The following is a 16227-nucleotide window of genomic DNA, read 5'->3' on the forward strand; positions in this document are numbered from 1 at the left end:
CGCGCAGGCTGTCGGCGCTTGCCCTGCCAGCCATATCCGATGACTGGCCATACCAGGATGCGTGCATGTCCCGACGCCTGCGATTGTTGTTCACCGCACTGGCCCTGGCCGCGTTGCTGTGGTTGTTGTTCGCCGCCGCCGAGCGTGCGCTGGCACTGGCGCAACGGTTTCTGGCCCTGCCGGCGTGGCTGCAATGGACGCTCGGCGGCGTACTGGCGGTGTTTGCGGCCGCTGCGCTGACGGTGCTGTGGTGGTTGCTGCGTCCGCGCCGCCGGCGGCGTCCGGTAACGGCACCGGATCGCGGCAGCCTGGAGCAGCGCATCGGCCAGTTGCGCGAACGCGGCGCGGATACCGGCGCGCTTGCCATGGAACTGGGCGAACTCGATCGTCGTCGCGCCAGCGCGCGCATCTATGTCGCGCTGTTCGGCGAAATTTCCACCGGCAAGTCCAGCCTGATCCGCGCGCTGGTGCCCCACGCCCAGCTCGCCAGCGACGTGCGTGGCGGCACCACCCGTGACGTGGCCCATTACGACGGCACCCTGCCCGATGGACGCCCGGTGGTACTGGCCGACGTGCCCGGCAGTCGCGAGAGCGGCGGCGAGGCGCGCGAAACCCTGGCGCGCGAGGAAGCCCTGCGCGCGCACGCCGTCGTCTATCTTTGCGCCGGCGACCTCAGCCGCGGCCAGGTCGACGAACTGCGCTGGCTCGCCGATTTCGGCAAGCCGCTGCTACTGGTGCTGAACAAGGCCGACCAATGGAGCAGCATCGAACTGGAGTCGCTGCTGAATCGCCTGCGCCAGCATTCCCGCGGCATCGCCAGCACCGTGCTGGCGATCAGCGCCGGCGGCAGCGAGCGCTACCAGCGTCATCTCGCCGACGGCAGCACCGAGTCGGTCGAACGCCGACGCCAACCGGCGATCGGCACGCTGCTGCAGGCACTCGACCGGGTCACTGCGGTCGGCGCCGAAGGGCTCGAAGGCCTGCGCGAGAACGCCGTACTGGCCGGCCTGCATCAACGCACCGGCTCGCTGGAGGCGCAGACCCGCGCCGCCGAGGCCGAACGTATCGTGCGCAAATACGCCCGTCGCGCCATCGTCGGTGCAATGGCTGCGGTGGCACCGGGCAGCGACCTGGTGATCCAGGGCGTGCTCGCCACCGGCCTCACCCGCGCGCTGGCCGAGCTCTACGGCGTGAAAGTCAGCGACGTGCAAATTGACGATTTCGTGCAGCAGGCGCGGCTCACCCTGCGCACCGGCAGTTCGATCGTGCTGGCCGTCGCCGGCAACGCGCTGAAGGCATTCCCCGGCCTGGGCACGCTGGGTGGCGGCGTGTTGCATGCGTTTGCCTATGCGCTGATCTTCGATTCGATGGGCCGCGCGCTGGCCGCGTCGCTCGCCGAACGCCAGGCGCTCGACCAGGACGACGCCGGCGCGCGCCTGAAAGAGCTGCTTGCCGACGCCGGCAGCAGCCGCCTGCGCCAGCTCGCCACGCTGACGATCGACGCCGTGCGCGAGCGCAACGATCCACCGACCGGGCCGTGAATACGCCATGTCGTTCACACGCATCAGCGAAACAATATGTTCTGCCGCGGCCCGCTGGTGCTACCCGGTGGAATCGGCCAGACTCCTGCGCATGACTCCTTCACGCCTCATCGGCTGTCTGCTGTGGCTGGCATTGTTCCCGCTGGCAACGGCGCATGCGGCCAGCGCCAGCTATCGCTACGACACGGTGCACAGCCAGGTGCTTTTCAGCATCAGCCACGACGGGTACTCGCGGCCGTTTGGACGGCTGCACATCGCCCGCGGGTGGCTGCGGTTCGATCCGGACGACTGGAGCAACGCCGCCACCGAACTGGACATCAACCTGGCCGGCGTGGACATGGGCGACGCCGACTGGAACGCCGCGGTGTGCAAGCCGGCCCTGCTCGATTGCGCGGCCCATCGCTACGCCCACTTCGTCAGCACCGGCGTGGAACGCAAGGATGACCGCCACGGCGTGCTGCATGGCAAACTGACCCTGCGCGGCATCACCCGCCCGCTGGATCTTCCGTTCACCTTCAACCGCGCCGCGAAGACCCTCTACGGACTGCACTCGGTGGCCGGTTTCTCCGCCACCGCCACGCTGGACCGCCGCAGCTTCGGCCTCACCGCATTTCCCGGCTCGATCGGCCAGCAGGTGAACATCTGGCTGGAACTGGAAGCGATCCGCAGCGACGATCGGGCACCCCCATCCAAGGAGCAACCATGAGTCTGCGCAGCAACGACCGCCAGTGGGGTTCGGTCGCGAAGTTCTTCCACTGGATCATCGCGCTGGCGATCCTCGGCAATGGCACGTTCGGGTTGCTGATGGATCTCGCCCGTTCGCCGATGCAGAAGATCAGCTGGCTCGCCCTGCACAAGTCGATCGGCCTGACCGTGCTCGCCCTGGTGCTGCTGCGCATCGCGTGGCGCTGGCGCGACGGTCGTCCGCTCGACGAACCGGCGCCGCGCTGGCAGCAGTGGTCGGCGCATGCGGTGCACGGCGTGCTGTACGTGCTGATCGTGGCGCTGCCGCTCAGCGGCTGGTGGTTCAACTCGGTCACCGGCAAGCCGCTGCAGTGGTTCAAGCTGTTCAACCTGCCGGCACTTGCAGCGAAGAACGACGACATCCGCCACTTCGCGCATGCCGTGCACGAATACCTGTTCTGGTTCCTCGTGCTGGTGCTGGTGGCGCATGTCGGCGCCGCGCTGAAACATCATGTGTTCGACAACGACAACGTGCTGCGCCGGATGCTGCCGTTCGCTCGCCCGCGCCAGACACGGCCTTCCGAAGGAGACCACCAATGAAACGTCTCGCCATCCTGCTGCTGGCACTCGCCCTGCCCTGCGCGGCCGCGGCCACCGACTACACCGTGCAGCCGACGGCCAGCACGCTCGGCTTCAGCGGCACGTTCCAGGGAGAATCGTTCGACGGCCGGTTCGGCCAGTGGACCGCCGCCATCAGCTACGACGCCGCCAACCTCGCCAGCTCGAAGTTCGATGTCGAGGTGACCCTGGCCAGCGCGAAGACCGGCGACAGCGACCGCGACGGCGCGCTGCCGGGGACGGATTTCTTCGATACGGCAAAATTCCCCAAGGCCCATTTCGTCACCACCGGCTTTCGCCGCACCGGCACACAGGTGATCGCCGACGGCAACCTCATCCTGCGCGGCGTGACCAGACCGGTGAGCCTGGCCGTGACGTTCAAGCCGCAAGGCAGCGGCGCCACGCTGGACGTGAGCGGCACGGTAAGGCGGCTCGACTTCGGCGTGGGCGGCGGCGAATATGCCGACACCTCGGTGATCGGCGCGGACGTGAAAATCGACGCGCACCTGCAACTGGCCGCGAGATAAGCGGCCCGAACGATGGCGCGCAACACCCTGTGGCAACGCCTGCGCGGCTGGATCGCTACGGCTCCCGCCATCGTCACGCCTGCGCCGCATCGCAACGCCACTGGTCCCACTCGGGTCGCCGACAGCCTGCGCAGCCTGCTCGATGATCCGACCATCCCGGCCTCGGTGCGCAGCGAACTGGCCAGCGATTTCGCCCGTATCGAAAGCATGCTGGACAAGCTCGAGCGCGGCGAGCTGCACGTCGCCGTGTTCGGCCGCGTCTCCGCCGGCAAGTCGGCGCTGGGCAATGCCCTGCTCGGGCGCGAGGCGTTCACCGTGGGCGTCCTGCACGGCACCACCACCGATGCCGAACACGCCATGCTCGACGAGGCGCAGCACGACGGCCTGGTGCTGATCGACACGCCCGGCATCAACGAACTCGATGGCGAGGCACGCGAAAAACTGGCGTTCGACGTGGCTGAGGTCAGCGACCTGGTGATCTTCGTCTGCGACGGCGACCTCACCCGCGAGGAACTCGACGCGTTGAAGACACTCGCTGCCACCCAGCGTCCGTTGCTGCTGGCCTTGAACAAGTCCGACCGCTATGGCCGCGACGAGCTGGACAGCCTGCTGCAGCACCTGCGCCTGCGCGTGGCCGGCCTGGTGCGTGCAGAAGACGTGCTGGCGGTGGCCGCACGGCCGGCAGCACAGCGCGTGGTCGAGGTCGATGCGCGCGGGCACGAACAGAACCATCGGCAATCGCCAGCGCCCGATGTCGCCGCGCTGCGCGAACGCCTGCTGGCGATCGCTGCACGCGAAGGCAAGACGTTGTCGGCGATCAATGCCGGCCTGTACGCCGGTCGCCTCACCGACCAGGTCAGCGCGCGCATCGCGCAGACACGGCAAACCGTCGCGGCGAAACTGATCCGCCATTACTGCCTGGCCAAGGGCGTGGCGGTGGCGCTGAACCCGATCCCGGTCGCCGACCTGCTCGCCGCCGCCGGGCTGGACGCGGCGATGGTGGTGCAGCTGTCGCGCGTCTACGGCCTGCCGCTGACCCGCGCCGAATCCGGCCGGCTGGTCGCGGTGATCTCGGCGCAACTGGCCGCGCTGATGGGTGCGATCTGGGGCATGCAGCTGGTCGCCTCGGCGTTGAAGGGCATGAGCGCCGGCCTGTCCGTCGTGGTCACCGCCGCAGCGCAAGGCGCGCTGGGCTGGTACGCCACCGTGCTGATCAATCGCGCCGCCGAACGCTATCTGGTCGGAGGCAAATCGTGGGGCGAAGCCGGTGCCAAACGCGCCGTCGCCGACATTGTCGCCAGCCTCGACCGCGACTCGATCCTGCGCGAAGCACGCGAGGAAATCCTCAAGCGGTTGAAGGCGCGCCGCGCCTGAGCCCCACCACACCCCGTAGGAGCCCGTTCACGGGCGATGCTCTTGTACGGGAATCGGGAATCGGGAATCGGGAATCGGGATTCGGGATTCGGGATTCGGGATTCGGGATTCGGGATTCGAGATTCGAGATTCGGATCGGATCGGATCGGATCGGATCGAAGAGCATCGCCCGCCAGCGGGCTCCTACGAGAGGCGCGTGAGAAATGTCCGCACCGCCGCGGCATCGAACGGCCAATCCAGTTCACGCCCGTCGCGCGCATCGCGCAGCACCGGCACGCGCGTGCCGTAGCGTTGTTCAAGCTCATCCGCATCATCCACCCACACGCTGTCGAAATCCGGCGCACCCGCCTCGGCCATCACGGCGAGTGCGAGGTCGCACAGGTGGCAGTAATCACGCTGGTACAGGGTCAGGTCGGACATGCGTTTGCGAATGGACTGCCAAAGGCGGGGACGCCGCGTAGAATAACCGCTTCCCCCTCCTTCCCCGGCAGCACGCCCATGGCCGTCAGCGTATTCGACCTGTTCAAGATCGGCATCGGGCCGTCCTCCTCGCACACGGTGGGGCCGATGCGCGCAGCCGCGCGCTTCGCCGAACGCTGGCTGGAAGAGAAAGGCGTGCTCGACCGCGTCGCCCGCGTGCGCGCCGAACTGTACGGCTCGCTGGCGATGACCGGCCGCGGCCACGGCACCGACAAGGCCGTGCTGCTGGGCCTGGAAGGGCAACACCCCGACACTGTCGATCCGGACCAGATTCCCGCCACGCTCGAACGCATCCGCGGCACAGGCCGCATCTGCTTGCTGGGCAAGCGCGAGATCACCTTCGACGAAAAGGCCGACCTGGTCTTCAACAAGCGCCAGAAACTGCCGTTCCACACCAACGGCATGCGTTTCAGCGCGTACGACGCCGACGGCAACGAACTGGCCACGCGCGACTACTACTCGGTCGGCGGCGGCTTCGTGGTCAACACCGACGAGGCGGCGGAAGATCGCATCGTCGCCGACACCACCGAGCAGCCTTACGCCTTCTCCACCGGCGATCAGATGCTGGCCCTGTGCAAGCAGCACAACCTGACCATCGCGCAGCTGATGATGGCCAACGAAAGCGTGTGGCGCCCCGAGGCGGAAACCCGCGCCGGCCTGCTGACCATCTGGAAGGCGATGGCCGACTGCGTCAGCCGCGGCTTGCGTTCGCCCGGCGTATTGCCCGGCGGCCTGAAAGTCACCCGCCGCGCGCCGGCAATGCTGGAAGAATTGCGCAACCAGCCCGAGGCCGCGCTGAAAGACCCGCTGACCATTCTCGACTGGGTCAACCTCTACGCGCTGGCCGTCAACGAGGAAAACGCCGCCGGCGGCCGCGTCGTCACCGCACCCACCAACGGCGCCGCCGGCATCGTGCCGGCAGTCGGCCACTACTACCTGCGCTTCTGCCCGAAGGCGGACGACGACGGCATCGTCGAGTACCTGCTCACCGCCGCCGCGATCGGCATCCTGTACAAGGAAAACGCCTCGATCTCCGGCGCCGAAGTCGGCTGCCAGGGCGAGGTCGGCGTGGCCTGCTCGATGGCCGCCGGCGGCCTCACCGCCGCGCTCGGCGGCAACGTGCTGCAGGTCGAGAACGCCGCCGAGATCGGCATGGAACACAACCTCGGCCTCACCTGCGACCCGATCGGCGGCCTCGTGCAGATCCCCTGCATCGAACGCAACGCGATGGGCTCGGTGAAAGCCATCAACGCCAGCCGCATGGCGCTGAAAAGCGACGGCAAGCACCGCGTCAGCCTCGACAAGGTCATCAAGACCATGCGCGACACCGGCCGCGACATGAAGGACAAGTACAAGGAAACATCGCGCGGCGGACTCGCGGTCAACGTCATCGAGTGCTGACAGCAATCACGCCCCTCCGCCTTCGCTGATCTCGCTCACGGGCTTTCGTGCGGCGCCGATGCCTCAAGCTGCCGGCGGGCGGGCCGTTGTGCGAGCGCGGCCACCAGTCGGGCCAGTTTTTCGGGATTGCGCTGCACATGGACGGAGGTGATGCGTTCGCCGTCGCTTTCGTAAGACTGCGCGGACTCCAGTTCGTCGTCGATGTAGCGCAGCACGGCGTACTGGCCGTTGATCATCGCCAGTTCGATGCGCAACGCATGCTTGTAGCGCAGGGTGGGGGCAAACAGGAGCTGGGCGATGCGCGGCCCGCCGACCATCGGTCTGGGGAAGCTGGTGACATAGCCGCCACCGTCGCCCATCAGCACCGCGCTGTCGGCCAGCATCGACTTCATGCCGGCGAAGTCGCCTTGCGCCAGGACATCGGCGAAGCGTCGCATCAGCGTCTGGTGAACCCCGCTGGGCATCGCGCGCTGCGGCCGCTCCTGGCGCAGCTGTGCCTTGGCCCGATGCACGATCTGGCGACAGGCCGCCTCGCTCTTGCCGAGCGTCTCGGCCACCTCGCCGTAATCCATGTCGAACACTTCGCGCAGCAGGAAGGCGGCGCGGGCCTCGGGGGTCAGGCGTTCGAGTACAGTGAGGAAGGCGACGGAGACCTCGTTGGAAAGCTCCGCGATGTCCTCGGGCGTGGCGGGCCATTCGGTGAGCACCGGCTCCGGCAGCCAGATGCCGACGTACTGCTCCCGCCGCAGCTTGGCCGAGCGCAGGCGGTCGATCGAGATGCGGGTGGTGGTCGCCACCAGCCACGCTTCGGCGTTGTTGACGCTGTCCTTGTCGGCGGTGTGCCAGCGCAGCCAGACGTCCTGCACGATGTCCTCGGACTCCGACATGGAGCCGAGCATGCGGTAGGCAATACCCTGCAGCCTCGCGCGCAGATTGTGGAAAGTGGCGGTGGCTGCGTCCATGGGGGAAGACGTTTGTGCCGGTGTGGTCGTGACAGCCTACGCCGATCGGCCCCCGATGGTGATTTCGCCCGCCGGCCATGCATGGCATGCCTGCGCCCCGCCGCCTCGACGAACAGGCATTCACCATATGCATGGCGGCGGGCCGAAGCGATCCGGCGAAAAGCTCAGTGCTCCGGGATCAGTACCGGCGTGTTCTGGTCCTTCAGCAGCAGCACCAGGAATTTGGCCGGCTTGGTCTTGCTGGCGTTGCGGCCGACCGTGTGGATGTCGTCCGGCCCTTCGTAGAAGGTCTGCCCCGGCCCCAGCGTCACCGGCTTGTCGCCATTCAGGCCCATCACGATCGAGCCTTCGAGCACATAGACGAAGGCATGCGCGTGGTGGCGATGGACCGGATCGACCGAGCCGGGCGGGTAGGTGACCAGGATCATCTTGCCTTCCTTGCCGGGATAGTCCTTGAGGGCCTTGGTCATCAGGTCCGCGACCTTGGCCATCGGCGCGCCCGCGGCGGGGGCGGCGTGCTCGCTCTGGTGGGCGGCTGCCGCGCCGGAGGCGAGCAGCAACGCCAGTCCGAAAGTCTTCAGCATGTGCATGGGTGTTTCCTCATTGATGGTAGGCGCGACCGGGGGCCGGGGCGCCCAGGAAGCGGCCAGCGCGGCGGCGCCGAATCGGTCGGGTTCAGGCCAGGCCGGCCTTGTCGAGCCCGTACGCCTTGTCGGCGCTGCCGGGGACGCTGGTGAAGGCGACGTTGATGCGGTTCCAGGCGTTGATCGCCATCACCGCGTAGGTGAGGTCGGTGAGATCCTTCTCGGAGAACTGCTCGCGGACGAGCGCGTAGATGTCGTCCGGCACGCCGTGGGGAGGCAGCTGGGTCAGCACCTCGGTCCAGGCCAGCGCCGCACGTTCGCGCTCGGAGAACAGCGGGGACTCGCGCCAGACCGGCAGGTGATGGATGCGCAGCGGACGCTCGCCGTGAATCATCGCCTGCTTGACATGCATGTCCACGCAGAAGGCGCAGCCGTTGATCTGCGAGGCACGGATCTCGACGAGGTGGCCGATGGTCGCCTCGACGCCGCCCTGAGCTGCCTGCATGCTGATGGCGACGAGTTTCTTGAAGAGTTCGGGGGCTTGCTGCTGATAGTCGATACGCTGGGTCATGGGGATTCTCGCTGGGCATGTGGCCATTCCTCAGATCGGCTGAGGTACCCGCTCGCGCTCGATGCGTGACGGTGCCCAGCCTAGGTTCGGGCCGATGCGCGCGGTAGGCCCGTCGGCGGGCTCGCGGTGTTGCCCGTCAGGAACCAATCCGTCGACGGTGTCACAGGCGCCGACGCCGAAACGTCTGTCAGGTATGAGCCGGCCGATGCCGGTGCTGGATGCGCTTCGCGGGAGTCAGCGCGAAGCGCCCGAGCCTTTCGGACCCGAACGATGACCTTTGATTCGCAAGATCACCCCCACTGCACCAACAGCGACGCCCTCGCGTCGAGCTTCTCGGCAAGTTACGCCGGCGTGCTCGCCTTCATCGCCGTGGCGACCGAAGGCAATTTCGCCCGCGCGGGCGACCGCCTAGGCATCGGCCGCTCGGCGGTCAGCCGCAGCGTGCAGAAGCTCGAGGCCCAGTTGGGCACACGGCTGTTCCTGCGTACCACCCGGCTCACCACGCTGACCCGCGAGGGCGAATTGTTCTATCGCAACTGCCACCCGGGCGTGGAGCGGATCGTGCAGGCACTGGAAGACATGCGCGATCTGCGCGAAGGGCCACCACGCGGGCAGCTGCGGATCAGCGCCACGACGGGATTCGGGCGCCGCATCGTGGCGCCGCTGCTCAACGGCTTTCGCGCCCGCTATCCGGAGATCGCCGTCGACCTGCTGCTCGACGACCGCACCACGGACTTCACTGCGGATCGGATCGACGTGGCCTTTCGCGACGGGCGCCTGGACGACAGTCAGGTGATTGCCAAGCAGCTGATTCCGATGCCGATGCTGGTCTGCGCGTCGCCCGCCTACCGGCGCGACCATGGGCTGCCGCGACAGGTGGAAGAGCTGGCCGGGCACAGCTGCATCAATTTCCGCACGGCGTCAGGCAGGATCTTCGAATGGGAGTTCAAGGTCGGCGGCCGGATCCAGAAATTCCTGCCCTCGTCCAGCTGCACGTTCAACGACGACGAACTGGTGCTGCAGGCCGTGCTCGACGGCCAGGGCATCGCACAGATGGCGGGCTACCAGGTCAGCGGGCACCTGCGTGCCGGCCGGCTGGTGGCATGCCTGGCGCAATACGCGCCCGACGATCGCGGGCACTACCTCTGTTATCCGAGCCGGCAGCAACTGCCGGGGCGGATCCGGGTGTTCATCGACTACATGACCACCGCGGTGCGCGCCCTGGATCTGGGGTGCTCGATCGGGTTGACCCCGCTGCCGTCGGCGGTCCCGCGCGAGGTGCGGCGAGCATTGGCGACGGGTACTTCCTGATCCGGCCGCTTCGCCCGCGACGCGGCGATTGGTGTGTCGCAGGCAACACCGCGAGTCCGCCGGCGCTCCTACCGGCTGCCGTTGGCCGCGCCTAGCATGACCTCACTACGCGCCCCAGGCGCCAACGCAACGCGGAGGTTTCTCCCATGAAGATTCTCGTGATCGGCGGTACCGGACTCATCGGCAGCAAAGTCGTCGAGCGCCTGCGCAAGCGCGGCCACGAGGCGGTTCCCGCCGCGCCATCCTCGGGCGTCAACACCCTCACCGGCGAAGGCCTGGATGCGGCGATGACGGGGACCGACGTGGTGGTGGACCTGGCCAACTCCCCCTCGTTCGAGGACAAGGCCGTACTGGACTTCTTCCAGACGTCGGGACGCAACCTCGCCGCCGCGGAGAAGAAAGCCGGCGTGAAGCATCATCTGGCGCTGTCGGTGGTGGGCACCGGTCGTCCTGCGTTTGCGACCAGCGGGTACATCCGCGCCAAGATGGCCCAGGAAGACCTGATCCGCGCCGCCGGCATCCCGTACACCATCGTCCATTCCACCCAGTTCTTCGAGTTCCTCAACGGCATTGCCGGTGACGGCTCCAGGGGACAGGAGATCCATCTTTCGAGCGGGCTGATGCAGCCGATCGCCTCGGACGACGTCGCCGATGCGGTCACCGACTACGCACTCGGCGCCGCGGTCAACGGCATGGTGGAAATCGGCGGCCCCGAAAAGGCGCCGTTGGCGGCCTGGGTGCAGCGCTTCCTCGCCGCCATCGGGGATTCGCGCAAGGTCGTCGCGGATCCGAAGGCGCCCTACTTCGGCGCCGTGCTGGAGCCGGACACGCTGCTGCCGGGCGACGGCGCGCGGCTGGGCGCACAGGACTTCCAGACATGGTTCGCCCGCTCGATGTTCGCCAGCCGCGGAACGGCAGCGTGAAGCTCTACTACCTGCCCGGCGCCTGTCCACTCGCCGGGCACATCGTGCTCGAATGGATCGGTGCGCCGTACGAAACGGTGAGGATGAGCCACGACAGCGTCCGCTCACCGGAATATCGAGCCCGCCATGCCGGGGGCACCGTGCCGCTGCTGGAACACGGTGACTTCACGCTTGCCGAGAACGTCGCGATCCTCGGCTACCTTGCCGACCTCCATCCCGAAGCGGGCCTGCTCGGCGACGGCACACCGCGCGGCCGCGCCGAAGTGATGCGCTGGGTGGGGTTTCTCAACTCCGACGTGCACAAGGCGTTCCTGCCGATCTTCAATGCATCGCTTTTTCTTCGAGAAGAAGCCATGGCCGGCGAGCTCGCCCGCAACGCCAGTTTGCACATACGCACGCTGCTCGAACGGCTCGACGCGCAGCTTGCCGGTCGCGACTGGCTGACCGGGACGCGCTCCGTCGCCGACCCTTATCTGCTGGTGATCCTGCGCTGGGCCGTCAACCATGACATCGGCCTGTACGGCCTGAGCCACCTGATGCGCTTCGCCCGCCGCTTGGAGGCCGATCCGGACGTGCAGGCGGCCATCCTTGCCGAAGAAGGCGTCCTCGCCTGAGGCCGACCGGTCATCCACGATCGAAGCACGCCGAGCCCGACCATGACCGAACTGAAGCCACCGCCCGTCTCCCTGCTCGACAAGCATCTCGGGACGGATTTCCTCCCGCTCTACACCGCGACCGTGCGCGTCAGCGGCGGTGAATCGCGGCATGGCCGCGCGTCCGGCGTGGCCCGTTCCGACGATGGAATCCTCGACCTGCAGCTGCGGATGCCCGAGCAGCTGGGCGGCCCGGGTGGCGGCACCAATCCGGAGCAGCTGTTCGCCGCCGGCTACGCCGCCTGCTTCCACGGCGCGTTGAGCCTGCTTGCGACGCGCGCGGACGTGACGATCCCGGACGCCGAGGTCGTCGCCTCGGTCACCTTCGGCCGCGACCCGGTCGATGGCCTGTTCACGCTCACCGCGGATATCCGCATCCGCCTGCCCGGCGTCGACCGAGCGATCGCCGAAGAGCTGGTGCGCAATACCGAGCGCATCTGCCCCTACGCGAAGATGGCCAGGACGGGGATCGACTGCGTGGTCTCGCTCGACCTGTGATCGCGCGGCGATCGAAAGGGCAGCCGGCACCCATGCCCACCCGCGGCCGCTGCCGGAAGCCGGAACGCGTCGGGGTGGGAACGTTGCCGAGTCCGGCATGAAACACCACCGGAGCCACGCCTGCGACCCGATGGTGGCGCTGAACGTCGTCGAGTGCTGAAGCTGCGCGCCCTGCGTGACCCGCTGGCCGGTTCGTCTCTTATGCCGACACCCCGAAGAGCGCCCCAACTGCCGCGGTCAAGCCCATTGCCAGCGCACCCCAGAACGAAACGCGCCATACGGAAGCGAGTGCCGGGGCGCCGCCTGCACGCGCAGCTACCAGGCCCAGCAGTGCAAGGAAGAAGAGCGAGCTGCCTCCGAGACCCCACATCAGTGTGGCACGTGGAAGAATCAGGACCATCAGCAGTGGAAGCGCGGCACCCGTAGCGAAAGTTCCGGCCGAAGCGAATGCCGCCTGGACGGGTTTGGCGGCCAACGTATCCGATATGCCAAGCTCGTCTCTGCCGTGTGCACCAAGCGCATCGTGGGTCATGAGCTGGGTAGCAACACTTGATGCCAATGACCTGTCCAATCCACGCTTGACATAGATCGACACCAGTTCCTCATGCTCCTGATCGGGATTTGCGGCCAACTCCTTGCTCTCGCGAGCCAGATCTGCCCGCTCCGTATCGGCCTGCGAACTGACCGAGACATACTCGCCAGCGGCCATCGACATGGCGCCTGCGACAAGGCCGGCAACCCCTGCAACCAGAGTGGCTCCTGTATTCGCGCCCGCGGCTGCCACGCCCAGCACAAGGCTCGCAGTGGAAACGATCCCGTCATTTGCCCCAAGCACGGCGGCGCGAAGCCAGCCTGTTCGATGTGTTCGATGCCTTTCGCTGTGTCTCATGGATTTTCACCAGGCGATGGAAGACTCATTGCGGCGCCGAGAGTTCCTACGGATTTGTCAGGTTTGCGCGCGACGGCTAGCGTCCGTGAGGTGCAGAAAGCGAGTAAAAGTGTCTTTGGGACGGTCAATTCCGCATGAAGACAACACCATGCCAACGTTGCCGCGATGATAGGCGCCGTGAGCAAGGATATGGAAGAGCATGTCCTCACGCGTCATGGTGCCTTTATCGCCATCGGTGAACGTGAAGGAAATGGATTCCTTCAGCTTCCCATGATCCAGTTGCCCAACATGGTGCAGATACCACGCGTCAGACTTGGAAATGTCTTCTTCGAGTTGATCTACTGTGGGTGTTTCTGGTGTGTTTGTATCTTGAAATTGGTGTTCCATCCCGCTCAGATGAGCAGCAAAGATACGATCCACAACATAAGTGTGATTCATCAAACGGACGGCCAGCTTCCACTGCTCCGGGTATAGCGCCTCATCGACCTTGGCAAGAGCATCGAGTATCTCCGAATTAGCCCAAGCCTTGTAGCGGAACTGATCTTTCATCATTGCCTCTATTTTTCACAAAAACCCAACGCTGGAGTTGAATGGCGTGCGGCACGCGCATCCACCTTGAACGAGTAAAAGACATCCGCGCCGATGGTTATCAACTCAACAGGACCGATCACGGAAAAGCAGTCTGACCATCGTTGCAGCACGCAAAGCACTGATACGCACGACGCAGCACAGGACAACACGATGACCGGCAGCGGCTGGGCAAAAACATCATGCACCCGGGATTGGCGGAAAGCCTCTTCCGAAATCGCCAGGGCTCACTGCAACCGCCCCGTCAAATGACCAGGCTCATGGACTGCCCCGTGGCGAGGGCTTGCCACTGAGCATCGAGCCCTTGAATATTGCGGCGGATTGCAATGATGTCTTCCGGTCCAACAGGTAACGCCGGACACTCTCGTGCTGTGCAAGTGACTTGATAGAGATCAAGCATGTCTTGTGGTGAGGCGTCACCACCTGACCATGCGTCGCCTTGAAAAACTTCCACCAAGCGCTCAACACCATCACTTTCCGGCTCCGGAACCATTTGAAAGCCAACCAATGCGCCCTCACGGACGCGAACCAGGAATCCTCGCTTTTGTAGCGTGTGCTCGACTGCGTAGTGCACCATGTCGTGAGGGATGATGCGTTGTTTCGGACAAGCGATGGTTTCGGACACACCGTTTCGAGTGAGTCGCATCTCGTCGTACTTGCCAGAGCCTTTGGTGAACGTAATTTCCACGGGGAAGCCCTAACGCTGGAATCGAGCGGTGGCGAAGCCGTCCGCCTTGAACGAAATGTCAGGCATCGCCGCCACGATCAACCTGCTGCATTTCTGGTGTGTCTCTGCAGATCGCGCAGTGCCGACCTCTACGAGAGTGATAGAGCCTGCCTACCGTGAACACGGTTGCTGTGATGACCCCCCATAGGGCCGCCTGGGTCACGGAGTAAGGCAAATCATGGCCTTTAAGCATTTGTACCGTGCCGATGATGGCAAAAGCACCAACGAGAACGGTAAGGAAGCGCTTGATCCAGAATGTAGTACCCACCAAGAAGCTCCTTGTGATGGCTAACGCTAGAGTTGAGCGGCGGCGTAGTCGTCCGCCTTGAACGAGTGGCATTGACGGGAAGTCTCTTACGGACTGGTTATGTTGCATGCGGCCCAGTGCCGGCAGCTGCATGTGCCTTTGCTTGTTGGAACAGGGCGGCAATGTCGGCTTGACTAAGTGCGTGGAGCTCCTTGAAGGCGGCGTCCGTGACGTGCTTGTTGCCGGTGCCCTCGCCATGAAGCGTCATGCTGTTGCCGCTGTAGAGGAAAGAGAAAACAAACGGAAAGCCCGGATTTCCTTGCGGTGTGACCAGGACAACGTTCTTGCCGTCGCTGCAACCATAAACGAGCCATTGCCCGCCGCCGTATGACTTTGTTACTGGGCCGATATTACAAGAGAGCGGGTTGCCCGGTGCGGCAGCTGCAACCGCGCAGGAAGCTGCACCGAATGCAAGAAAAAAAGCTATCAGTAGCGAGGTAATTTTCATGCGACATAACGCTTGAGTTAAGCGGCGGCGAAGCCGTCCGCCTTGAACGAAATGTTAGCCGGCATTGCCCGAATTAGCCGAAAAAAGCCGCTCGGCAATTCTGCGACCGCGCTCCAAGCCCTGCGGCGTGAGCCAGACCGACTTGTTTTTGCTAGCGGGATTGTCGATGAAGTCCTGAGCATGAAGGCGATCCATTACGTCGAAGTCGAAACCCTTCCAAGCTCTGCCGCCTTCGAAACTGAAAGCAGCGAGCAGTGCAAGCACAGTGTCCTCGATCTTTGACTCGTCATAGGCCATGTCAGGAACCTCAAAGAGCAGGTGTCTCAGTATGACGGCTAACGCTTGAGTTAAGCGGCGGCGAAGCCGTCCGCCTTGAACGAAATGTTATACCGCGCCCACCCTATTGCCGAGCTTTGTTGCACGGGAAAGCCGTGGCAATGACGGCGCCTACGAGGCTAGAAGCAGGCAGCTCTTTATCTCCGGGGTTGACCATTAAGTCTGCGCCCAGCTTTGCCTTTACGAGCACTTCAAACTTTGAATCTTGCACATCGTCGGGAATGCACGGCCTCCCCGACGCGACTTTGCCATCGGCCATGCCCAGCCCGATGTTGATGCCCTGAACAATGCCCATAATGTAGAACCTACATGGCGCATCGACGTCCCGGTTTGCACTGCTACAGATCTGTTGAAGATCGCCGGCTGTCATCTCCTTGGCGCTCGCCGGAGAGCTCTGCACAGCCGCAACTGCGGCAAGCAGGAATAGCAGGGAATAGGCTAGCTTTTGCATGATTCTTCCCTGTGCTTGCGCGGTATAACGCTGGAGTTAAGCGGCGGCGAAGCCGTCCGCCTTGAACGAGATGTTAGGCGACAACCACCGACGTTGCCACGTAACCGATACCAATGAAACCCGCTAAGAACGCAGCTATTGATAGAAGCCCTAGCGTAATTATCAAGGTTTCTACCCACCCCGGAGAACCAGTAGCATCAACAGATGGGTCACTAAAAGATCTTCGCCAACGCTCGCCCAATGCGTAGTCACGCAGCAAAACTATTGCGACCACAACAACTGCAAGGCACATTGATGCAACTAGCGCCCACCAAGAGAAGGCTAGGATTGCAGGCTGCCACCCAATTAGATGGA

The 16227-nt window shown here is 64.9% G+C and carries 21 protein-coding genes; 10 read left to right on the forward strand and 11 right to left on the reverse strand.

Going from position 1 to position 16227, the window contains the following annotated elements; all coding sequences use genetic code 11:
* The first annotated feature begins 65 nt into the window (after positions 1-65).
* The 5 genes from CIW53_RS07390 to CIW53_RS07410 all read left to right on the forward strand — a co-directional run bounded on the left by CIW53_RS07390 (position 66) and on the right by CIW53_RS07410 (position 4744).
* Positions 66-1541 carry a GTPase gene (locus CIW53_RS07390; protein WP_149364031.1) on the forward strand — a complete coding sequence of 492 codons (1476 nt, stop codon included), beginning with the start codon at positions 66-68 and terminating at the stop codon, positions 1539-1541.
* A 91-nt stretch (positions 1542-1632) separates the two neighbouring features.
* The gene (locus tag CIW53_RS07395) at positions 1633-2247 is read left to right on the forward strand and encodes a YceI family protein (RefSeq protein WP_149364032.1); all 615 of its coding nucleotides are present in this window, start codon (positions 1633-1635) and stop codon (positions 2245-2247) included.
* On the forward strand, positions 2244-2825 hold the full coding sequence (locus CIW53_RS07400) for a cytochrome b (RefSeq protein ID WP_149364033.1): 582 nt from the start codon (positions 2244-2246) through the stop codon (positions 2823-2825). Before CIW53_RS07395 ends, CIW53_RS07400 begins: the two co-directional genes overlap by 4 nt.
* Positions 2822-3370 (forward strand): YceI family protein, encoded by a 549-nt coding sequence (locus CIW53_RS07405; protein WP_149364034.1) that lies wholly within the window; start codon positions 2822-2824, stop codon positions 3368-3370. The genes CIW53_RS07400 and CIW53_RS07405 overlap by 4 nt, the downstream gene beginning before the upstream one ends.
* Positions 3371-3382: 12 nt before the next feature.
* Positions 3383-4744 carry a GTP-binding protein gene (locus CIW53_RS07410; RefSeq protein WP_149364035.1) on the forward strand — a complete coding sequence of 454 codons (1362 nt, stop codon included), beginning with the start codon at positions 3383-3385 and terminating at the stop codon, positions 4742-4744.
* 183 nt (positions 4745-4927) lie between these two features.
* On the opposite strand, the gene CIW53_RS07415 is transcribed toward CIW53_RS07410, so the two are convergent.
* Complete coding sequence (locus tag CIW53_RS07415; RefSeq protein WP_149364192.1) at positions 4928-5164, reverse strand: glutaredoxin family protein; 237 nt, start codon at positions 5162-5164, stop codon at positions 4928-4930.
* A 78-nt stretch (positions 5165-5242) separates the two neighbouring features.
* Between CIW53_RS07415 and CIW53_RS07420 the strand changes: the two genes are divergently transcribed.
* Positions 5243-6625 (forward strand): L-serine ammonia-lyase, encoded by a 1383-nt coding sequence (locus CIW53_RS07420; RefSeq protein ID WP_149364193.1) that lies wholly within the window; start codon positions 5243-5245, stop codon positions 6623-6625.
* 35 nt (positions 6626-6660) lie between these two features.
* Here CIW53_RS07420 and CIW53_RS07425 read toward each other — a convergent pair whose 3' ends face one another.
* The 3 genes from CIW53_RS07425 to CIW53_RS07435 form a co-directional block, all read right to left on the reverse strand.
* A complete protein-coding gene (locus CIW53_RS07425) occupies positions 6661-7587 on the reverse strand; it encodes an RNA polymerase sigma-70 factor (RefSeq protein WP_149364036.1) in 927 nt (308 codons plus the stop codon).
* 164 nt (positions 7588-7751) lie between these two features.
* Positions 7752-8177, reverse strand: a complete 426-nt coding sequence (locus CIW53_RS07430; RefSeq protein ID WP_149364037.1) for a cupin domain-containing protein — start codon at positions 8175-8177, stop codon at positions 7752-7754.
* Positions 8178-8262: 85 nt separating this feature from the next.
* Positions 8263-8742: a carboxymuconolactone decarboxylase family protein gene (locus CIW53_RS07435; protein WP_149364038.1), complete on the reverse strand. Its 480-nt coding sequence runs from the start codon at positions 8740-8742 to the stop codon at positions 8263-8265.
* Between the two features lie 270 nt (positions 8743-9012).
* On the opposite strand from CIW53_RS07435, the gene CIW53_RS07440 reads away from it, so the two are divergent.
* The 4 genes from CIW53_RS07440 to CIW53_RS07455 all read left to right on the forward strand — a co-directional run bounded on the left by CIW53_RS07440 (position 9013) and on the right by CIW53_RS07455 (position 12127).
* Positions 9013-10053, forward strand: a complete 1041-nt coding sequence (locus CIW53_RS07440; protein ID WP_149364039.1) for a LysR family transcriptional regulator — start codon at positions 9013-9015, stop codon at positions 10051-10053.
* Between the two features lie 146 nt (positions 10054-10199).
* On the forward strand, positions 10200-10976 hold the full coding sequence (locus CIW53_RS07445) for an SDR family oxidoreductase (RefSeq protein WP_149364040.1): 777 nt from the start codon (positions 10200-10202) through the stop codon (positions 10974-10976).
* Positions 10977-11020: 44 nt separating this feature from the next.
* Complete coding sequence (locus CIW53_RS07450) at positions 11021-11590, forward strand: glutathione S-transferase family protein (protein ID WP_242451806.1); 570 nt, start codon at positions 11021-11023, stop codon at positions 11588-11590.
* A 42-nt stretch (positions 11591-11632) separates the two neighbouring features.
* Positions 11633-12127 carry an Ohr family peroxiredoxin gene (locus tag CIW53_RS07455; RefSeq protein ID WP_149364042.1) on the forward strand — a complete coding sequence of 165 codons (495 nt, stop codon included), beginning with the start codon at positions 11633-11635 and terminating at the stop codon, positions 12125-12127.
* 199 nt (positions 12128-12326) lie between these two features.
* Here the strand turns inward: CIW53_RS07455 and CIW53_RS07460 are convergent, their stop codons facing one another.
* The 7 genes from CIW53_RS07460 to CIW53_RS07490 form a co-directional block, all read right to left on the reverse strand.
* Complete coding sequence (locus CIW53_RS07460) at positions 12327-13016, reverse strand: VIT family protein (RefSeq protein ID WP_149364043.1); 690 nt, start codon at positions 13014-13016, stop codon at positions 12327-12329.
* A 57-nt stretch (positions 13017-13073) separates the two neighbouring features.
* Complete coding sequence (locus CIW53_RS07465; RefSeq protein ID WP_242451807.1) at positions 13074-13565, reverse strand: DinB family protein; 492 nt, start codon at positions 13563-13565, stop codon at positions 13074-13076.
* A gap of 283 nt (positions 13566-13848) precedes the next feature.
* Positions 13849-14292, reverse strand: coding sequence for a hypothetical protein (locus CIW53_RS07470; RefSeq protein ID WP_149364045.1), 444 nt, complete (start codon positions 14290-14292; stop codon positions 13849-13851).
* Positions 14293-14350: 58 nt separating this feature from the next.
* Positions 14351-14599 carry a hypothetical protein gene (locus CIW53_RS07475; RefSeq protein WP_149364046.1) on the reverse strand — a complete coding sequence of 83 codons (249 nt, stop codon included), beginning with the start codon at positions 14597-14599 and terminating at the stop codon, positions 14351-14353.
* Positions 14600-14696: 97 nt separating this feature from the next.
* Positions 14697-15086, reverse strand: a complete 390-nt coding sequence (locus tag CIW53_RS07480; protein WP_149364047.1) for a hypothetical protein — start codon at positions 15084-15086, stop codon at positions 14697-14699.
* A 54-nt stretch (positions 15087-15140) separates the two neighbouring features.
* Positions 15141-15383 (reverse strand): DUF6429 family protein, encoded by a 243-nt coding sequence (locus CIW53_RS07485; protein WP_149364048.1) that lies wholly within the window; start codon positions 15381-15383, stop codon positions 15141-15143.
* A gap of 103 nt (positions 15384-15486) precedes the next feature.
* A complete protein-coding gene (locus CIW53_RS07490; protein WP_149364049.1) occupies positions 15487-15873 on the reverse strand; it encodes a Rap1a/Tai family immunity protein in 387 nt (128 codons plus the stop codon).
* Positions 15874-16227 lie beyond the last annotated feature (354 nt).

Origin of the sequence: Rhodanobacter sp. T12-5 (assembly GCF_008329435.1) — a bacterium.
Taxonomy (GTDB): Bacteria; Pseudomonadota; Gammaproteobacteria; order Xanthomonadales; family Rhodanobacteraceae; genus Rhodanobacter.

Coding starts and splice junctions, on each gene's coding strand:
- CIW53_RS07390 (WP_149364031.1), top strand. CDS start 66: ATGTCCCGACGCCTGCGATTGTTGTTCACCGCACTGGCCCTGGCCGCG.
- CIW53_RS07395 (WP_149364032.1), top strand. CDS start 1,633: ATGACTCCTTCACGCCTCATCGGCTGTCTGCTGTGGCTGGCATTGTTC.
- CIW53_RS07400 (WP_149364033.1), top strand. CDS start 2,244: ATGAGTCTGCGCAGCAACGACCGCCAGTGGGGTTCGGTCGCGAAGTTC.
- CIW53_RS07405 (WP_149364034.1), top strand. CDS start 2,822: ATGAAACGTCTCGCCATCCTGCTGCTGGCACTCGCCCTGCCCTGCGCG.
- CIW53_RS07410 (WP_149364035.1), top strand. CDS start 3,383: ATGGCGCGCAACACCCTGTGGCAACGCCTGCGCGGCTGGATCGCTACG.
- CIW53_RS07415 (WP_149364192.1), bottom strand. CDS start 5,164: ATGTCCGACCTGACCCTGTACCAGCGTGATTACTGCCACCTGTGCGAC.
- CIW53_RS07420 (WP_149364193.1), top strand. CDS start 5,243: ATGGCCGTCAGCGTATTCGACCTGTTCAAGATCGGCATCGGGCCGTCC.
- CIW53_RS07425 (WP_149364036.1), bottom strand. CDS start 7,587: ATGGACGCAGCCACCGCCACTTTCCACAATCTGCGCGCGAGGCTGCAG.
- CIW53_RS07430 (WP_149364037.1), bottom strand. CDS start 8,177: ATGCACATGCTGAAGACTTTCGGACTGGCGTTGCTGCTCGCCTCCGGC.
- CIW53_RS07435 (WP_149364038.1), bottom strand. CDS start 8,742: ATGACCCAGCGTATCGACTATCAGCAGCAAGCCCCCGAACTCTTCAAG.
- CIW53_RS07440 (WP_149364039.1), top strand. CDS start 9,013: ATGACCTTTGATTCGCAAGATCACCCCCACTGCACCAACAGCGACGCC.
- CIW53_RS07445 (WP_149364040.1), top strand. CDS start 10,200: ATGAAGATTCTCGTGATCGGCGGTACCGGACTCATCGGCAGCAAAGTC.
- CIW53_RS07455 (WP_149364042.1), top strand. CDS start 11,633: ATGACCGAACTGAAGCCACCGCCCGTCTCCCTGCTCGACAAGCATCTC.
- CIW53_RS07460 (WP_149364043.1), bottom strand. CDS start 13,016: ATGAGACACAGCGAAAGGCATCGAACACATCGAACAGGCTGGCTTCGC.
- CIW53_RS07465 (WP_242451807.1), bottom strand. CDS start 13,565: ATGAAAGATCAGTTCCGCTACAAGGCTTGGGCTAATTCGGAGATACTC.
- CIW53_RS07480 (WP_149364047.1), bottom strand. CDS start 15,086: ATGAAAATTACCTCGCTACTGATAGCTTTTTTTCTTGCATTCGGTGCA.
- CIW53_RS07485 (WP_149364048.1), bottom strand. CDS start 15,383: ATGGCCTATGACGAGTCAAAGATCGAGGACACTGTGCTTGCACTGCTC.
- CIW53_RS07490 (WP_149364049.1), bottom strand. CDS start 15,873: ATGCAAAAGCTAGCCTATTCCCTGCTATTCCTGCTTGCCGCAGTTGCG.